Below are 16,484 nucleotides of genomic sequence, written 5' to 3' on the forward strand. Positions count from 1 at the left end.
CACAATGCGTTCAAGCGCCTGCCATGCGAGCAGCGCAGCGTCTCATGCCGCGCAGGAGGTTGATATGAGGTCCGAAGCCACGCCACGCGCCGCGCCGCGTCGCATCACCGTTCTGGGTGCCGGCAAGATTGGCCGCGCGATCGCGCTGCTGCTGATGGACGCGGGCGACTACGAGGTGCTGGTGGCGGACCGCAATGCCGATGCCCTGGCGCGCCTGGCGCAGGACCTGCCGGGGCTGCACACCTTGCATCTGCCCGACGAGGCGGCCCTGCAGGCCGCGGTGCGGGGCCGGTTTGCGGTGCTGTGTGCGCTGCCGTTTCATATGTCGGTGACGGTGGCGACCCTGTGCGCGCAGCAGGGCGTGCACTACTTCGACCTGACCGAGGACGTGGCCAGCACCCAGGCGATCCGCGCATTGGCCGAGAGCGCGCGCAGCGTGCTCATGCCGCAATGCGGGCTGGCGCCGGGGTTCATCGGCATCGTCGGCAACGACCTGGCGGGGCGGCTGGACAGCGCGCAGGAGCTGCGGCTGCGCGTGGGCGCGCTGCCGCGCTTTCCTCAGGGTGCGCTGCGCTACAGCCTGACTTGGAGCACCGAGGGGCTGATCAACGAATACTGCAAGCCCTGCGAGGTGATTGCCGAGGGCCAGCGCATCAGCGTGCCCGCGCTCAGCGGGCTCGAGCCCCTGCTGATCGATGGCGTGGAATACGAGGCCTTCAGTACCTCGGGCGGCCTGGGCAGTCTGCCCCAGACCTGGGAGGGGCGGATAGCGCAGCTCGACTACAAGACGATTCGCTACCCCGGCCACCATGCGGCCATGCGCCTGCTGCTGCACGAGCTGCGCCTGCGCGAGCGGCGCGCGCTGCTCGGCGAGCTGCTCGAGGCGGCCGTGCCCACGACGGACCAGGACGTGATCGTGATCCTCGCCAGCGCGCGCGGCCTGCGCGGCGGGCGCCTGGTGCAGGAGAGCTACTCGGCGCGCATCGTCGGCGCCACGCTGCGCGGCCAGGTGCTCAGCGCCATACAGCGCACCACGGCCGCGGGCATCTGCACGGCGCTCGACCTGGTGAGCAGCGGACGCCTGCCGCAGGCGGGCTTCGTGCAGCAGGAGCAGATCACGCTGGCACAGCTGCTGGCCAACCGCTTCGGGCGCGTGTACGACGTGGCCGGGACGCAGGTGCCTAACGCAGGTGCCTAACGCCTGACAAGGGCCGCACTACCCAGCGGCCTGCAGGCCATTGCGAAAGTGCAGCTGCATGGCGCGCATGGCCTGCGTGCCGTCGTGCTCACGCAGCGCCGCCATGATGGCGCGGTGCTCGAGCAGCGATTCCGCGATGCGCCCCTGCTTGAGCAGGGAGTTGTGCCGGTTGAGCTTCATGACCTTGCGCAGGTCGGCCACCATCTGGTCGCGCCAGCGGTTGTCGGCCAGGGCCAGCAGCTGCATGTGAAAGCGCTCGTTCACGGCAAAGAACTGGTCACGGTCGCCGGTGCTGCGCTCGAGCTCGTCGTGCAGGGCCTGCAGGCTTTGCAGCTGCGCATCGCTCGCGCGCTCGGCCACCACGGCGGCGGCGTCGCTCTCGAGCAGGGACAGCAGGTGGTAGACGTCGCGCAGGTCCTTCTCGGACATCTCGGTCACATAGGCGCCGCGGCGCACCTTCATGGTCACCAGGCCCTCGGCGGCCAGCACCTTGATGGCCTCGCGCAGCGGCGTGCGGCTGATGCCGAACTCCTCTGCAATCTTGAGCTCGTCGATCCAGCTCCCGGGCTCCAGCTCGCGCTGGAAGATGCGCTGGCGCAGCTGCTCTGCGACCTGTTCGTAGAGTGCGCGCGGGGTGAGGGTGACGACGGACATGGGGCAAATGTAGCGCAAAAGAGTTAAGAATTAATAATTACATATCGGGTAAACTCGGACTTATTGGCGAAACGCTGCGAGCGAATTCGCCCATTTTTGCCATCCTTGCGAAAGCCACCACCGCCATGAGCAGCTCTTCCGATCCTCAGTTCCAGACCGCCGACCTTGCCGCCTGGGCCAAGGCAGCCGCCAAGTCCGCCCCCGGCGGTGACGTGAATGCCCTGAACTGGGTCACGCCCGACGGCATCTCCGTGAAGCCCCTGTACACGGCGGCCGACACGCAGGATCTGCCCTACGCCAACACGCTGCCGGGCTTCGAGCCCTATCTGCGCGGCCCGCAGGCCACCATGTACGCCGTGCGTCCCTGGACGATTCGCCAGTACGCGGGCTTTTCCACGGCCGAGGAATCCAACGCCTTCTACCGCAAGGCGCTGGCCGCGGGCGGGCAGGGCGTGTCCGTGGCCTTCGACCTGGCCACGCACCGCGGCTACGACTCAGACCACCCGCGCGTGACGGGCGACGTGGGCAAGGCGGGCGTGGCGATCGACAGTGTGGAGGACATGAAGATCCTCTTCAACGAGATTCCGCTGGACAAGGTGTCCGTCTCGATGACCATGAACGGCGCCGTGCTGCCGGTGCTGGCCGGCTATGTGGTGGCGGCGGAAGAGCAGGGCGTGAGTCAGGACAAGCTCTCGGGAACCATTCAGAACGACATTCTGAAAGAGTTCATGGTGCGCAACACCTACATCTACCCGCCGAAGCCGTCGATGCGCATCATCGGCGACATCATCGAGTACACGGCCCAGAACATGCCGAAGTTCAACTCGATCTCGATCAGCGGCTACCACATGCAGGAGGCGGGGGCGAATCAGGCGCTGGAGCTGGCCTTCACGCTGGCCGACGGCAAGGAATACGTGAAGACCGCCATCGCCAAGGGCATGGATGTGGACGCGTTCGCCGGCCGTCTGTCGTTCTTCTGGGCGATCGGCATGAACTTCTACCTGGAGATCGCCAAGATGCGCGCCGCGCGCCTGCTGTGGTGCCGCATCATGAAGGGGTTCGATGCCAAAAACCCCAAGAGCCTGATGCTGCGCACGCACTGCCAGACCAGCGGCTGGAGCCTGACCGAGCAGGACCCCTACAACAACGTGGTGCGCACCACCATCGAGGCCATGGCTGCCGTGTTCGGCGGCACGCAAAGCCTGCACACCAATGCGCTCGACGAGGCCATCGCGCTGCCCACGGAATTTTCCGCCCGCATCGCGCGCAACACGCAGCTCATCATTCAGGAAGAGACGCACATCACCAATGTGATCGACCCCTGGGCCGGCTCCTACATGATGGAAAAGCTGACCCAGGACATGGCGGACGCCGCCTGGAAGATCATCGAGGAGGTCGAGGCCATGGGCGGCATGACGGCCGCCGTGGATTCGGGCTGGGCCAAGCTCAAGATCGAGGCCGCCGCCGCGCAAAAGCAGGCGCTGATCGATTCGGGCAAGGAGGTCATCGTCGGCGTGAACAAGTACAAGCTTGCCAAGGAAGACCCGGTGGACATCCTCGAGGTGGACAACGTCAAGGTGCGCGAGAGCCAGATCAAGCGCCTGAACGATATCAAGGCAAAACGCGACCAAAAGGCCGTGGAACAAGCGCTGGCAGCTCTCACTTCTGCAGCAGAGTCGGGACAGGGCAACCTGCTCGACCTGTCCATCAAGGCCATCCGCCTGCGCGCCACGGTGGGCGAGGTGTCCGACGCCCTGGAAAAATCCTTTGGCCGCCACCGCGCGGATACGCAAATGGTCACTGGTGTCTATGCCTCCGCCTACGACAGCGCCGAGGGCTGGGAAAAGCTCAAGGGTGAGATCAACGCCTTTGCCGAGGCCCAGGGCCGTCGCCCGCGCGTGATGATCGCCAAGCTGGGCCAGGACGGCCACGACCGTGGCGCCAAGGTGGTGTCCACCGCGTTTGCCGATCTGGGCTACGACGTGGACATCGGCCCGTTGTTCCAGACCCCCGAGGAATGCGCGCGCCAGGCCATCGAGAACGACGTGCACGCGATCGGCGTCTCCACGCTCGCCGCCGGTCACAAGACGCTGGTGCCGGCCATCATCAAGGCCCTCAAGGATCAGGGCGCCGACGACATCATCGTCTTCGTCGGCGGCGTGATCCCGGCGCAGGACTACGACTACCTGTGGAATGCTGGCGTCAAGGGCATCTACGGCCCCGGCACGCCGATCCCGGCCAGCGCCAAGGACGTGCTCGAGCAGATCAAGAAGGCGATTGCCTGATCGGCGGGTTTGAAATACAGTAATACGGTATTTCAAACCGGGAGCACGCCATGGCCGTATCCGTCCGCATGGACCCTTTGCTGGAAAAGGAGCTGGAGCTCGCCGCTCGCCGGCTGGGTGTGACCAAGTCGCAGTTCATCATCGCCGCCGTGGAGCGGGCGCTGGGCCGCAAGGACCCGGCGCAGCTCTACCGCCAGGTGATGGAGGAGGCGGCGCAGTACCGTGTGGGCGAAGGGGCGTCGGACGATGCACTGCCGCCCAGCACCGGCGAGCGCGTGCGCGACAAGCTGCGCGTGCAGCACGAGGCGCATTCCCGCGATTGGCTGGCCTATCAGGAGGCACGCAAGAAGGGCGTCGCCTGGGTGCCGGACGATGAAGGTTCTGCCCCGTGAACGTGGCGCTTGTCGATACCGGCCCGCTGGTGGCGCTGTTCGATGCGGATGACGTGGCGCACCCGCACTACCGCGCGCTGCTGCAGTCGGAGCCTGCGGGCTGGCGTTTGACCACGACCTGGCCCTGCGTGGTGGAGGCGTCGCACTTTCTGCCCCCGGTGGCGCGCTGGCAGATGCTGCGGTGGGTGGAGCAGGGCGCGGTCAACATCTTTCCCTTCGACCCCTGCCACCTCACCGACATGCTGGGCCTGATGCAGCAATACACCGACAACCGCCGCACGCAAATGGATTTTGCCGACGCCACGCTGGTCTGGGCCGCGCAGGAAACCGGCACGCAGCAAGTCTGGACCATCGACGTGCGCGACTTCTACCGCTACCGCCTGCCCGATGGCCGCAGTTTCGAGATTTTGTAAATCGGCATGACACCTCAAACCCTGCTCGACGCCATCACCGCTGGCGCGCCCCTGGTGCGCCGCCGCGCCATGGCCAAGGCCATCACGCTGCTGGAATCGACCCGCGCCGACCACCGCGCGCAGGCCGACGAGCTGCTCACCGCACTGCTGCCGCACACCGGCCGCGCGCTGCGCCTCGGCATCAGCGGCGTGCCCGGCGTGGGCAAGTCCACCTTCATCGAGGCCCTGGGCCTGTACCTGATTGGCCAGGGCCTGAAGGTGGCCGTGCTGGCGATCGACCCGTCGTCCTCCGTCACGGGCGGCTCCATCCTGGGCGACAAGACGCGCATGGAGCAGCTGTCGGCCCAGGAGGCGGCCTACATCCGCCCCAGCCCCAGCGGCGGCACGCTGGGCGGCGTGGCCGAGAAGACGCGCGAGGCCATGCTGGTCTGCGAGGCCGCAGGCTACGACGTGGTGATTGTGGAAACCGTGGGCGTGGGCCAGAGCGAGACGGCCGTGCACGGCATGACCGACATGTTCTGCGTGCTGCAACTGCCCAACGCGGGCGACGACCTGCAGGCCATCAAGAAGGGCGTGATGGAGCTGGCCGACCTCGTGGTCATCAACAAGGCCGACATCGACCCGGCCGCGGCCACGCGCGCACAGGCGCAGATCACGTCGAGCCTTCGCCTGCTGGGCTTTCACGGCAACCCCGAGCGCGACCCGCACGATCACAGCCACTGGGCGCCCAAGGTGCTGCAGATCAGCGCCCTGCAGCACCAGGGCGTGGATGGCTTCTGGGCCGCGGTGCAGGACTATCGCCAGATGCAGACGGCCAACGGCCGCCTGGCAGCGCGCCGCGAGAGACAGGCCCTGACCTGGATGTGGGAGCGCATAGACGCAGGCCTGAAACAGGCCTTCCGCCAGCACCCCCAGGTGCAGGTGCTGCTGCCGCAGATGCTGCAGGACGTGGCCGCGGGCCGCATCGCCGCCAGTACTGCTGCAAGAAATCTGCTTGCAGCGCACGCCAGCTAAGCGCGAGAAGCTATCAAATCAATATCAACCCGAATACTTATCCGAATACCAACGAAGGACGAACCCTATGCAACACATCCTCGACCAACTGGAGAAGAAGCGTGAACTCGCCCGCCTGGGCGGGGGGCAGAAGCGCATCGACGCGCAGCACAAGAAGGGCAAGCTCACGGCGCGCGAGCGCATCGAGCTGCTGCTCGACGAAGGCACGTTTGAAGAATGGGACATGTTCGTCGAGCACCGCTGCGCGGACTTCGGCATGCAGGACAACAAGATCCCCGGCGACGGCGTGGTCACGGGCTACGGCATGATCAATGGCCGCCTGGTGTTCGTCTTCAGCCAGGACTTCACGGTGTTCGGCGGCGCGCTCTCCGAGGCCCACGCCGAGAAGATCTGCAAGATCATGGACCAGGCCATGAAGGTCGGCGCACCCGTGATCGGCTTGAATGACTCGGGCGGCGCGCGCATCCAGGAGGGCGTGGCATCGCTCGGCGGCTATGCCGACGTGTTCCAGCGCAACGTCATGGCCAGTGGCGTGATTCCGCAGATCAGCATGATCATGGGCCCGAGCGCGGGCGGCGCCGTGTACTCGCCCGCGATGACGGACTTCATCTTCATGGTCAAGGATTCGAGCTACATGTTCGTCACCGGCCCCGAGGTGGTGAAGACCGTCACGCACGAGGAAGTCACGGCCGAGGAACTGGGCGGCGCAATCACCCACACCACCAAGAGCGGCGTGGCCGACATGGCGTTCGAGAACGACGTGGAGGCGCTTTTGATGCTGCGGCGCCTCTACAACTACCTGCCGCTCAACAACCGCGAAAAGCCCCCCGTGCGCCCCAGCAAGGACCCGGCCGACCGCATGGACAAGAGCCTCGATACCCTGGTGCCCGACAACGCCAACCTGCCGTATGACATGAAGGAGCTGATCGTCAAGACCGTGGACGACGGCGACTTCTTCGAGCTGCAGCCCGAGTACGCCAAGAACATCATCATCGGTTTTGCGCGCATGGAAGGGCAGACCGTGGGCATCGTCGCCAACCAGCCGCTGGTGCTGGCCGGCTGCCTGGACATCAAGTCGAGCATCAAGGCCGCGCGCTTCGTGCGCTTCTGCGACGCGTTCAACATCCCCGTCATCACCTTCGTGGACGTGCCCGGCTTCATGCCTGGCACCAGCCAGGAGTACGGCGGCATCATCAAGCATGGCGCCAAGCTGCTCTACGCCTACGCCGAATGCACGGTGCCCAAGGTCACCGTGATCACGCGCAAGGCCTATGGCGGCGCGTACGACGTGATGGCCTCCAAGCACCTGCGCGGCGACGTGAACTTTGCCTGGCCCAACGCCGAGATCGCCGTGATGGGCGCCAAGGGCGCGGTGGAGATCATCTTCCGCGAGGACAAGAACGACCCCGTCAAGCTCGCCGCACGCGAGGCCGAGTACAAGGACCGCTTTGCCAACCCCTTCGTGGCCGGCGCACGCGGCTTCATCGACGACGTGATCCTGCCGCACGAGACACGCAAGCGCATCTGCCGCTCGCTGGTCATGCTGCGCGAGAAAAAACTTGAAAACCCGTGGCGCAAGCACGGGAACATCCCCCTCTAATCGGCCGAGGAGAACAAGAACATGTTTACCAAAATTCTGATTGCCAACCGTGGTGAGATTGCGTGCCGCGTCATCGCCACCGCCCGCAAGATGGGCATCCAAACCGTCGCCGTCTATTCCGACGCCGACAAGGAAGCCCGCCACGTCAAGCTCGCCGACGAGGCCGTGCGTCTGGGCCCGGCGCCCAGCCGCGAGTCCTATCTGCTCGCCGACAAGATCATCGAGGCCTGTAAGCAGACCGGCGCGCAGGCCGTGCACCCCGGTTACGGCTTCCTGTCCGAGAACGAAGCCTTTGCCAAGCGCTGCGAGGACGAGGGCATTGCCTTCATTGGCCCCAGGGCGCATTCGATCGCGGCCATGGGCGACAAGATCGCCTCGAAGAAGCTGGCCAATGAGGCCAAGGTCAACACCATCCCCGGCTACAACGATGCGATCAGCGGCCCCGAGCAGGCCGTGGAAATCGCCAAGGGCATTGGCTACCCGGTGATGATCAAGGCCAGCGCCGGCGGCGGCGGCAAGGGCCTGCGCGTGGCCTTCAACGACAAGGAGGCGTTCGAGGGCTTTGCCAGCTGCCAGAACGAGGCGCGCAACAGCTTTGGCGACGACCGCATCTTCATCGAGAAGTTCGTGCAGGAGCCGCGCCACATCGAGATCCAGATTCTCGGCGACAGCCACGGCAACGTGGTCTATCTGAACGAGCGCGAATGCTCGATCCAGCGCCGCCACCAGAAGGTGATCGAGGAGGCGCCGTCGCCCTTCATCTCCGAGGCGACGCGCAAGGCCATGGGCGAGCAGGCCGTGGCGCTCGCCAAGGCCGTGAAGTACCAGTCGGCAGGCACGGTGGAATTCGTGGTCGGCAAGGACCAGGACTTCTACTTCCTCGAGATGAACACCCGCCTGCAGGTGGAGCACCCGGTGACCGAGTGCATCACCGGCCTGGACCTCGTGGAGCAGATGATCCGCGTGGCCGCGGGCGAGAAGCTCTCCATCACCCAGCAGGATGTGAAGCGCGACGGCTGGGCCATCGAGTGCCGCATCAACGCCGAGGACCCGTTCCGCAACTTCCTGCCCTCGACCGGCCGCCTGGTGCGCTTCACGCCGCCGCAGGAAACCATGTTCCAGGCCGACACGAGCAAGAAGTACGGCGTGCGCGTGGACACGGGCGTGTACGAGGGCGGCGAGATCCCGATGTACTACGACTCGATGATCGCCAAGCTCATCGTGCACGGCAGCGACCGCGACGACGCCATCCAGAAGATGCGCGCCGCGCTCAACGGCTTCGTCATTCGCGGCATCAACAGCAACATCCCGTTCCAGGCCGCGCTGCTCGCGCATCCGAAGTTCGTTGCGGGCCAGTTCAACACCGGCTTCATCGCCGAGCATTACGCCCACGGCTTCGTCGCCGAGGACGTGCCGCATGACGACCCCGACTTCCTCGTCGCCCTGGCCGCCTACATGCACCGCCGCTACCGCGCCCGTGCCACCGGCATCAGCGGGCAGCTCGCGGGCCACGAGGTGCAGGTGGGCGAGGAGTTCGTCGTCGTCACCCTGGGCCAGGAGGGCAACAACCAGTACCACGACGTGAGCGTGACCGACTTCGAGACCGACTCGGGCTCGAGCGTGGTGCATATCAACGGCAAGGACTACCGCATCAGCAGCACGGCCCATCTGGGCAGCATCCGCATCCAGGGCGCCTGCAACGGCCAGGGCTTCACGGCCCAGGTCGAGCGCGGCCTGCCCAAGAACCCGCTGGGCCTGCGCATCATGCACAACGGCACGCAGATCGACGCCATGGTGCTCACGCCCCGGCGCGCCGAGCTGCTCCGGCTCATGCCCTACAAGGCGCCGCCGGATCTGTCCAAGTTCCTGCTCTCGCCCATGCCCGGCCTCCTGGTGCAGGTGGCGGTGCAGCCGGGCCAGAAGGTGCAGGCGGGCGAGAAGCTCGCCGTCATCGAGGCCATGAAGATGGAGAACGTGCTGTTTGCCGCCCAGGATGGCGTGGTGAGCAAGATCGCCGCCGCCAAGGGCGATTCGCTGGCCGTCGATGAAGTGATTCTGGAATTTGAATGAAATCGGCCTCCAGCGCTTGCCAGGCAAGCGTTGGCAGCTCTCAATACAGGAGTATCGGAATGAGCGAACGCCCCTTCAAGGTGCTGGGCATACAGCAGGTCGCCATCGGCGGCACGGACAAGTCGCGCATGAAGCGCCTCTGGGTGGACATGCTGGGCCTGACGCAGACGGGCACCTTCCAGAGTGAGCGCGAGAACGTGGACGAGGACATCCTCGCCATGGGCAGCGGTGCCCACAAGGTAGAGGTCGACATCATGCAGCCGCTCGACATCGACAAGAAGCCGGCCGTGCACACCACGCCGCTCAACCACATCGGCCTGTGGATTGACGACCTGCCCCGCGCCGTGGAGTGGCTCACGGCCCAGGGCGTGCGCTTTGCGCCGGGCGGCATCCGCAAGGGCGCGGCGGGCTACGACATCACCTTCATGCACCCCAAGGCCAGCGACGAGTTTCCGATCGCGGGTGAGGGCGTGCTCATCGAGCTGGTGCAGGCACCGCCCGAGGTGATTGCCGCACTCGGCTGAGCATGACATCGGCAACAAAAAGCCCCGGTCGGAGACGGCCGGGGCTTTTTGCCTTACTGCGGCCGCCCGCCAGCTGCACCCGTCTACTGCACCTGACGCCTGCCCGCTCCCTGGGCGAGCACCTGGTGCGCCGCGGGCGGCTGCCCCTGCGGCTCGGGCCCGGCGGTGATGCGCACGGGCTGGTGGCGGCGGGGCAGGGCCGGGGCGGCGTCGCCGGCCTGCGCCTCGGGCGTGGTCCACTGCGGGTTGGGAATCTCGGCAAACACCTGGCGCAGGCGCTCACCCCAGGTGCGGCGGATCATGTCCAGGTACTGGTTGTCCTCGTCCAGGCAGGCAAAGCGGGTCACGCGCAGCGCATCGCGCTCATAGACCAGCAGGTCCAGCGGCAGGCCGACCGAGAGGTTGGAGCGCAGCGTCGAATCCATGGAGATCAGCATGCATTTGGCGGCCTCGTCCAGAGGCGTGTGGGCCTGCAGCACGCGGTCCACGATGGGCTTGCCGTACTTGGCCTCGCCGATCTGCAGGTAGGGGCTCTCGGGGCTGGCGGCGATGAAGTTGCCCGCCGCATAGACCTGGAACAGCTGGCAGGGCGCGCGGCCGATCTGGCCGCCCAGGATGAGGCTGACGTTGAAGTCAATGCCTTGCTCCTTGAGCGCCTGGCCGTCGCGCGCATGCACGGCGCGCACTGCGTCGCCCACGCATTGCGCGGCCTCCTGCATGGTGGCGGCGTTCCAGATCGATTGCGGGTCGTCCGGGCCGCGCTGGGCCAGCAGGGCCACGATGGCCTGGCTGATGGCCAGATTGCCCGAGGTCATGAGCGCCAGCAGGCGCTCGCCCGGGCGCTCGAACACGCGCAGCTTGCGGCAGGTGCTGACCTGGTCCACGCCGGCATTGGTGCGGCTGTCGGCCAGGAAGACCATGCCCGCGTCCAAGCAGGCGGCAACACAGTAGGTCATAGCAAGAGGTCAGAGTAATCGCACGCGCCGGCATGGCTTGCGCCCGAGGGCGCGATTCTATGAGGCGCCCGGCCGCTCATTGCTGCACCAGCACGTCGACCAGCATGGTCTCGGCGCCGCCGCCGGTGCGTACGCCGCGCACGGGCGATGCCGACTCGTAGTCGCGCGCCACGGCAAGGCGGCAGTGGCGCTCGCTTGCGTATTGCCGGTTGGTCACGTCCACGCTGACCCAGCCCTGCTCGGGCCACCACAGGTCGGCCCAGGCGTGGCTGGCCATGTGCGTGGCGTCGGTGTGCAGATAGCCGCTCACGTAGCGCGCGGGGCGGCCCAGGGCGCGCGCGCAGGCCAGGAACAGATGGGCGTGGTCCTGGCACACGCCATGGCCCAGGGCCAGCACCTGGCTGGCGGCGGTGCGCACATCGGTGATGCCGGGCTCATAGGCCACGCGCCGCTCTATGGCCTCGGCCAGGGCCAGCGCATCGTCGGGCCCGCGCAGGCCGCCGGGCAGGGTGGCCTGGGCAAAGGCGCGAATGCTGTCGTCGCAGGCCGTGAGCTGCGTGGGCACGCAATAGGCCTGCACGGGCAGGCGGCTGTCCTCGCCGGGCACCGCGCCGTCGTCGAGCGGGGCGACCTCGATCTGCCCCGTCACCTTGAGCTCTATGGCCTCGTGCGGCTGGGTCAGCGTGAGCGTGTGGGTGACGTTGCCGTAGGCGTCCACCTGCTCCTCGAGCAGGCCGGGCGCCTCGATGTTCCAGCGCAGCACGCGCTGGTGCTCGTCCTGGCGCGGCGTCAGGCGCAGCACCTGGATGCTGTAGCTCACGGGGTCGGTGTAGTGGTAGCGGGTGGTGTGCCTGATGAGATGGCGCATGTCTGGCTCCTGGCTTTGTCTCAAACTTGATAGCTGCTCGCGCTTGCCCCACAAGGGCTAGGCACTCAAAGGAAGCAGAAAATCACTGCCGATGCGCGTGCCCAGGTGGTTGATGCGCGCGAGGAAGTTCGTCAGAAAGCGGTGCAGGCCCGGGCCGCGCAGAATGTCCTCGATGCGGCCGTACTCGAGCTCGGCCAGCAGCAGGCCGGCCTGGCGTTCGGTCTCGGCCGAGCGATCATTGGCCACGCGCGCCAGGCTCTCCCTCACGCCGCGCACCAGCGCCACCAGCGAGCTCGGCAGCGTGGTGTTGAGCACCAGCAGCTCGGCCACGCGCGAGGGCGTGACCACGTCGCGATAGACCTTGCGGTAGACCTCCAGCGCCGACACGCAGCTCAGGATGGCGGACCAGCGGTAGAACTCGCCCGCGTCGGCATCGAGCGCCTTGCCCTGCGCCGCCGTGGCGCCGCCGCCGGCCAGGGCCTCGTGCTCGTGAAAGCGCACGTCGAGCATGCGCGCCATGTTGTCGGCGCGCTCGAGCTGGCTGCCCAGGCGCATGAAGTGCAGGGCCTCGTCCACGAGCATGGTGTTCTCTGTCACGCCGCGCACCAGGTGCGCGCGGCGCTTGATCCACTCGAAGAACTGCTCGGGGTTGCGCTCGAGCACGCCCTCGTCGAGGTCGCGCAGCAGCGTCAGCCAGGTGAGGTTGATGGTCTCCCACAGCTCGGTGGTCAGGCTGCCGCGCACGGCGCGTGCGTTCTCACGGCAGGCGCGCAGGCAGGCGTAGATCGACGACGGGTTGTCGGCGTCGCGCACCATGAAGTGGATCACGGCCTGGGGCTCGGGGTCCCCGTAGCGCGCGGCAAAGTCGTCTTCCAGCTCGAACAGGCGCAGCATGGCCTGCCAGGACTGGCGGTGCACGGCCGCGTCGCGCGGCAGCAGGGCCAGCTGGCTGTTGACGTGCAGCATGCGGGCGGTGTTCTCGGCGCGCTCGATGTAGCGGCACATCCAGAAAAGATGGTCGGCGGTGCGGCTCAGCATGGCTTGGTGTCCTTCCTGTCGTTGCGTCACTCTTCCAGCACCCAGGTGTCCTTGGTGCCGCCGCCCTGGCTGCTGTTGACCACGAGCGAGCCCTCCTTGAGCGCCACGCGGCACAGGCCGCCGGGCACGGTGCGGATCTCCTTGCCGCACAGCACATAGGGCCGCAGGTCCACATGGCGCGGGGCCACGCCCGATTCGACATAGGTCGGCGTGGTCGAGAGCGCCAGCGTCGGCTGGGCGATGTAGTGGGCCGGGTTGGCCTGGATGCGCGCGCGGAACTCGTCGAGCTCGGCGCGGCTGGCCGTGGGGCCGACGAGCATGCCGTAGCCGCCCGCGCCATGCACCTCCTTGACCACCAGCTCGGGCAGGTGGGCGAGCACATGCGACAGCTCCTTGGGGCGGCTGCACTGCCAGGTGGGCACGTTGGAGAGGATGGGCTCCTCGCCCAGGTAGAAGCGGATCATGTCCGGCACGAACAGATAGGTGGACTTGTCGTCCGCCAGCCCCGTGCCGATGGCGTTGGCCAGCGTGATGCGCCGCGCCCGGCAGGCCGAGAGCAGCCCCGGCACACCCAGGGCCGAGTCGCCGCGGAAGGTCAGCGGGTCGAGAAAATCGTCGTCCACGCGGCGGTAGATCACGTCCACGCGCTGCGGCCCGCGCGTGGTGCGCATGTAGACCGTGTTCTGGTCCACGAACAAGTCCTTGCCCTCGACCAGCTCCACGCCCATCTGCTGCGCGAGGAACGCGTGCTCGAAGTAGGCCGAGTTGTACATGCCGGGCGTGAGCACCACCACCGTGGGGTCGTCAATGTTGCGCGGGGCGACCTCGCGCAGGTTGTCGAGCAGCATGTCGGGGTAATGGGCCACGGGGGCCACGCGCTCGCGGCTGAACATCTCGGGCATGAGCCGCATCGACATCTTGCGGTTCTCGAGCATGTAGGACACGCCCGAGGGCACGCGCAGGTTGTCCTCCAGCACATAGAACTCGCCCGCGTTGGCGCGCACTATGTCTATGCCCGCGACATGGCAGTAGATGTTCTCGGCCACGGTGACGTCCTGCATCTCGGGGCGGTACTGGGCGTTCAGGAACACTTGCTCGGGCGGCACGATGCCCGCGCGCACGATGTCGTGGTCGTGGTAGATGTCGTGGATGAACATGTTGAGCGCGCGCACCCGCTGCTTGAGCCCCTGGTCCAGCCAGCGCCATTCGGCCGCCGGGATGACGCGCGGGATCAGGTCGAACGGGATCAGGCGCTCGGTGCCGTCGGCGTCGCCCGCCATGGAGAAGGTGATGCCTATGCGCCGGAAGTTCAGGTCGGCCTCCAGGCGCCGCGCCGCCATGGCCTGTGGGGGCTGGGCCGCGAGCCACTGGGCAAACGCGCGGTAATGCGGTCGCACCTGGCCGCCTTCGTCCAGCATTTCGTTAAAGGCGCGTTCGGAGATGGTTTTTTCGGCAACTGCGTCGCTCATCGGCGGGTCCTCCCATGCTGCGCAGCAAGAAGCTGCGGATGCAGGGGACAAAGCAGATACCGTGCCATCGGCCGTGCGCGGCATTGCGCGGCCTGGCTGAAGGGGGCGATGGGTGCGCGGCCCTGGCGGGAGCGCACCGCTGTGGTGCGATGCGGGCGGGCATGCGCGCACCGCAGCGGGGCAGGTGTGCCTGTCGCGCGTGTTGTCGGCCGCGCTGTATCAGCCCCGTTCTATGGGCAGGCCCAACCGCAGGGCCACGGCGCCCACGCTGCCGCCATTGCTCACCTGGGTGTAGCCCTGGGCGCGCAGCCATTGGGTGGCCATGTCCGAGCGCGCGCCCGAGATGCAGCACAGAATCACCGGCGCATCGCGCCGCGGCAATGCGCTGCAGGCCAGGCGGGCAAGGTCGCCCAGCGGCAGATTGATGGAGCCCGCGACATGGCCGTTGGCAAATTCTTCGGGTGAACGCACGTCCACCACCAGGGCCGTGGTTTCGCTCATGTGGCCACCTCTCAGCAACCGGGCTGTATGCCCAGCTTGCGCAGAATGCTCTCCATCAGGCACCAGCGGGTGAGCCCGCTTTGCAGCAGGTTCACGCCCACGAAGGCGGTGAAGGCCAGCCACCACTGGCTCATGAAAATGGGGCTGCCGGGTATGCCCAGCGCCAGGCTCAGCAGGATGAAGCTGCCAGCAATGATGCGAACGACTTGCCATGAGGTCATGAAGGTTCTCCTTTGAAGAAGCGATGAAAAAGCGGTGTCGGGGGTTCAGCGGTACTGGCGCAGGTAGCGCCGCTCGAAGGCGCGCTTGGCCCAGTGGAAGGCGCGCGAGCTCGGCAGCACCAGGTTGCGCCGCGCATTGCGCAGCACCAGGGTGCCGCCGTCGATGGAGTCGATGATGCAGGCCAGCTCGGCCGCAAAGCCCGCCGTCTGCGGCCGGCCTGCCAGGCCGTCGAGCAGGTTCTGCGCCGCGGCGCGCGCGTGCAGCTCGGCCATGTGGGCCTGCTTGGGAGCCCAGTCGGGCCCGGGGAAGCTGCCCGCGTCGCCCACCACATAGGCGTGCTGCCAGCCCTCGATGCGGCATTGCGCATCGGCGCGCACCAGGCCGCCGCTCGAGCGGGGCAGGGTGGTCTGGTCGAACCAGGCGTTGCCCGTCATGCCGGGCATGAAGAGGATCAGGTCGGCCGCGATCTCGCCGCCCTCGGTCACGACCTTGTCGGCCTCGAAGCGCAGCAGCTTGTGCCCCAGGTGGGTGCGTATGCCGCGGCGCGCCATGGTGGCCAGCAGGCCCTGCACGGCCTTCGCTCCCAGGCGGTTGCCGGGCTCCGCGCTGGGGTTGAAGAACACCAGCTCGAAGCGCTCGCGCCGGCCCTCGCGGCGCAGCTGGGTGTCGATGCCGAAGAGAAACTCGAACATCGGCCCGCCGCGCACGGCCTGCTGCTCCTGCGGATTGGCTGCAAAGCCGATGGCGATGGTGCCGCCCTGCATGGCGCGCAGGCGGTCGCGGATCTTCTCGGCCGCATCTATTCCCTCGCAGGGCGTGATGGCGTGCTCCACGCCAGGCAGCTTCTTGATGAAGCGCCCGCCCGTGGCGATGACCAGCGCGTCGTTGGCCACATCGCCCGCCGTGGTGCGCACCGTGCGGCCGTCATCGGACAGGCCCGTGACCTCGGCCGCCACATGGCGCACGCGCATGCGCTCGAAGAACGGCGCGAGCGGCACGACGAGCTGCTCGCGCGTGCGCAGGCCGCTCGGTATCCAGATGATGCTGGGCAGGTAGTGCAGCTCGGCGCGCGGCGACACCAGCGTGATCTGCACATCGCCGCTGCGCCGGCGCAGCTCGCGCACCGTGGCGAGGGCGCCAAAGCCGGCGCCCAGCACCGTGATGTGGGGGGCGGCATTTGTCGGGGCGTTCATGGCTGGGCTCCCGGCAGGGGGCGTTGTCCCGGCGCTGTGCACCTCATGTGCCGGGACAGGTCGAATGCGCGACCGAATAATGTCATT

At 67.1% G+C, this 16,484-nt stretch carries 16 protein-coding genes; 8 read left to right on the plus strand and 8 right to left on the minus strand.

What is annotated here, in order from left to right:
• The first annotated feature begins 64 nt into the window (after positions 1-64).
• Positions 65-1,198, plus strand: coding sequence for a saccharopine dehydrogenase NADP-binding domain-containing protein (locus ABUE11_RS08400; protein ID WP_367068591.1), 1,134 nt, complete (start codon positions 65-67; stop codon positions 1,196-1,198).
• Positions 1,199-1,216: 18 nt separating this feature from the next.
• Here ABUE11_RS08400 and ABUE11_RS08405 read toward each other — a convergent pair whose 3' ends face one another.
• Entirely contained in the window at positions 1,217-1,852 is a 636-nt protein-coding gene (locus ABUE11_RS08405) for a GntR family transcriptional regulator (RefSeq protein ID WP_367068592.1), read from the minus strand.
• 125 nt (positions 1,853-1,977) lie between these two features.
• Between ABUE11_RS08405 and scpA the strand changes: the two genes are divergently transcribed.
• The 7 genes from scpA to ABUE11_RS08440 all read left to right on the plus strand — a co-directional run bounded on the left by scpA (position 1,978) and on the right by ABUE11_RS08440 (position 10,150).
• The gene (gene scpA / locus ABUE11_RS08410) at positions 1,978-4,137 is read left to right on the plus strand and encodes a methylmalonyl-CoA mutase (protein ID WP_367068593.1); all 2,160 of its coding nucleotides are present in this window, start codon (positions 1,978-1,980) and stop codon (positions 4,135-4,137) included.
• A gap of 50 nt (positions 4,138-4,187) precedes the next feature.
• Positions 4,188-4,529 (plus strand): hypothetical protein, encoded by a 342-nt coding sequence (locus ABUE11_RS08415; RefSeq protein ID WP_367068594.1) that lies wholly within the window; start codon positions 4,188-4,190, stop codon positions 4,527-4,529.
• Positions 4,526-4,942: a hypothetical protein gene (locus ABUE11_RS08420; protein ID WP_367068595.1), complete on the plus strand. Its 417-nt coding sequence runs from the start codon at positions 4,526-4,528 to the stop codon at positions 4,940-4,942. Before ABUE11_RS08415 ends, ABUE11_RS08420 begins: the two co-directional genes overlap by 4 nt.
• 6 nt (positions 4,943-4,948) lie before the next feature.
• Entirely contained in the window at positions 4,949-5,956 is a 1,008-nt protein-coding gene (meaB, locus tag ABUE11_RS08425) for a methylmalonyl Co-A mutase-associated GTPase MeaB (RefSeq protein WP_367068596.1), read from the plus strand.
• Positions 5,957-6,023: 67 nt separating this feature from the next.
• Positions 6,024-7,556, plus strand: a complete 1,533-nt coding sequence (locus ABUE11_RS08430) for an acyl-CoA carboxylase subunit beta (protein WP_367068597.1) — start codon at positions 6,024-6,026, stop codon at positions 7,554-7,556.
• A 21-nt stretch (positions 7,557-7,577) separates the two neighbouring features.
• Positions 7,578-9,626 carry an acetyl/propionyl/methylcrotonyl-CoA carboxylase subunit alpha gene (locus ABUE11_RS08435; RefSeq protein WP_367068598.1) on the plus strand — a complete coding sequence of 683 codons (2,049 nt, stop codon included), beginning with the start codon at positions 7,578-7,580 and terminating at the stop codon, positions 9,624-9,626.
• A gap of 59 nt (positions 9,627-9,685) precedes the next feature.
• Complete coding sequence (locus ABUE11_RS08440) at positions 9,686-10,150, plus strand: VOC family protein (protein WP_367068599.1); 465 nt, start codon at positions 9,686-9,688, stop codon at positions 10,148-10,150.
• Between the two features lie 83 nt (positions 10,151-10,233).
• On the opposite strand, the gene ABUE11_RS08445 is transcribed toward ABUE11_RS08440, so the two are convergent.
• The 7 genes from ABUE11_RS08445 to ABUE11_RS08475 all read right to left on the minus strand — a co-directional run bounded on the left by ABUE11_RS08445 (position 10,234) and on the right by ABUE11_RS08475 (position 16,397).
• A complete protein-coding gene (locus tag ABUE11_RS08445; protein WP_367068600.1) occupies positions 10,234-11,106 on the minus strand; it encodes a peptidase in 873 nt (290 codons plus the stop codon).
• Between the two features lie 76 nt (positions 11,107-11,182).
• Positions 11,183-11,974 carry a transglutaminase family protein gene (locus ABUE11_RS08450; RefSeq protein ID WP_367068601.1) on the minus strand — a complete coding sequence of 264 codons (792 nt, stop codon included), beginning with the start codon at positions 11,972-11,974 and terminating at the stop codon, positions 11,183-11,185.
• 57 nt (positions 11,975-12,031) lie between these two features.
• Entirely contained in the window at positions 12,032-13,012 is a 981-nt protein-coding gene (locus ABUE11_RS08455) for an alpha-E domain-containing protein (RefSeq protein WP_367068602.1), read from the minus strand.
• Between the two features lie 26 nt (positions 13,013-13,038).
• On the minus strand, positions 13,039-14,430 hold the full coding sequence (locus ABUE11_RS08460) for a circularly permuted type 2 ATP-grasp protein (protein WP_367068787.1): 1,392 nt from the start codon (positions 14,428-14,430) through the stop codon (positions 13,039-13,041).
• 270 nt (positions 14,431-14,700) lie between these two features.
• Entirely contained in the window at positions 14,701-14,982 is a 282-nt protein-coding gene (locus ABUE11_RS08465; RefSeq protein WP_367068603.1) for a rhodanese-like domain-containing protein, read from the minus strand.
• Positions 14,983-14,993: 11 nt separating this feature from the next.
• Complete coding sequence (locus tag ABUE11_RS08470; RefSeq protein WP_367068604.1) at positions 14,994-15,203, minus strand: DUF2892 domain-containing protein; 210 nt, start codon at positions 15,201-15,203, stop codon at positions 14,994-14,996.
• Positions 15,204-15,248: 45 nt separating this feature from the next.
• Positions 15,249-16,397 carry an FAD-dependent oxidoreductase gene (locus ABUE11_RS08475; protein ID WP_367068605.1) on the minus strand — a complete coding sequence of 383 codons (1,149 nt, stop codon included), beginning with the start codon at positions 16,395-16,397 and terminating at the stop codon, positions 15,249-15,251.
• Positions 16,398-16,484 lie beyond the last annotated feature (87 nt).

The sequence above is a fragment of the Oryzisolibacter sp. LB2S genome (genome assembly GCF_040732315.1).
Lineage (GTDB): Bacteria > Pseudomonadota > Gammaproteobacteria > Burkholderiales > Burkholderiaceae_C > Alicycliphilus > Alicycliphilus soli.

What these genes read in the sequence shown, in the direction of transcription:
- ABUE11_RS08400 (WP_367068591.1), top strand. Translation starts at nt 65, where the DNA reads ATGAGGTCCGAAGCCACGCCACGCGCCGCGCCGCGTCGCATCACCGTT.
- ABUE11_RS08405 (WP_367068592.1), bottom strand. Translation starts at nt 1,852, where the DNA reads ATGTCCGTCGTCACCCTCACCCCGCGCGCACTCTACGAACAGGTCGCA.
- scpA (WP_367068593.1), top strand. Translation starts at nt 1,978, where the DNA reads ATGAGCAGCTCTTCCGATCCTCAGTTCCAGACCGCCGACCTTGCCGCC.
- ABUE11_RS08415 (WP_367068594.1), top strand. Translation starts at nt 4,188, where the DNA reads ATGGCCGTATCCGTCCGCATGGACCCTTTGCTGGAAAAGGAGCTGGAG.
- meaB (WP_367068596.1), top strand. Translation starts at nt 4,949, where the DNA reads ATGACACCTCAAACCCTGCTCGACGCCATCACCGCTGGCGCGCCCCTG.
- ABUE11_RS08430 (WP_367068597.1), top strand. Translation starts at nt 6,024, where the DNA reads ATGCAACACATCCTCGACCAACTGGAGAAGAAGCGTGAACTCGCCCGC.
- ABUE11_RS08435 (WP_367068598.1), top strand. Translation starts at nt 7,578, where the DNA reads ATGTTTACCAAAATTCTGATTGCCAACCGTGGTGAGATTGCGTGCCGC.
- ABUE11_RS08440 (WP_367068599.1), top strand. Translation starts at nt 9,686, where the DNA reads ATGAGCGAACGCCCCTTCAAGGTGCTGGGCATACAGCAGGTCGCCATC.
- ABUE11_RS08445 (WP_367068600.1), bottom strand. Translation starts at nt 11,106, where the DNA reads ATGACCTACTGTGTTGCCGCCTGCTTGGACGCGGGCATGGTCTTCCTG.
- ABUE11_RS08450 (WP_367068601.1), bottom strand. Translation starts at nt 11,974, where the DNA reads ATGCGCCATCTCATCAGGCACACCACCCGCTACCACTACACCGACCCC.
- ABUE11_RS08455 (WP_367068602.1), bottom strand. Translation starts at nt 13,012, where the DNA reads ATGCTGAGCCGCACCGCCGACCATCTTTTCTGGATGTGCCGCTACATC.
- ABUE11_RS08460 (WP_367068787.1), bottom strand. Translation starts at nt 14,430, where the DNA reads ATGCTGGACGAAGGCGGCCAGGTGCGACCGCATTACCGCGCGTTTGCC.
- ABUE11_RS08465 (WP_367068603.1), bottom strand. Translation starts at nt 14,982, where the DNA reads ATGAGCGAAACCACGGCCCTGGTGGTGGACGTGCGTTCACCCGAAGAA.
- ABUE11_RS08470 (WP_367068604.1), bottom strand. Translation starts at nt 15,203, where the DNA reads ATGACCTCATGGCAAGTCGTTCGCATCATTGCTGGCAGCTTCATCCTG.
- ABUE11_RS08475 (WP_367068605.1), bottom strand. Translation starts at nt 16,397, where the DNA reads ATGAACGCCCCGACAAATGCCGCCCCCCACATCACGGTGCTGGGCGCC.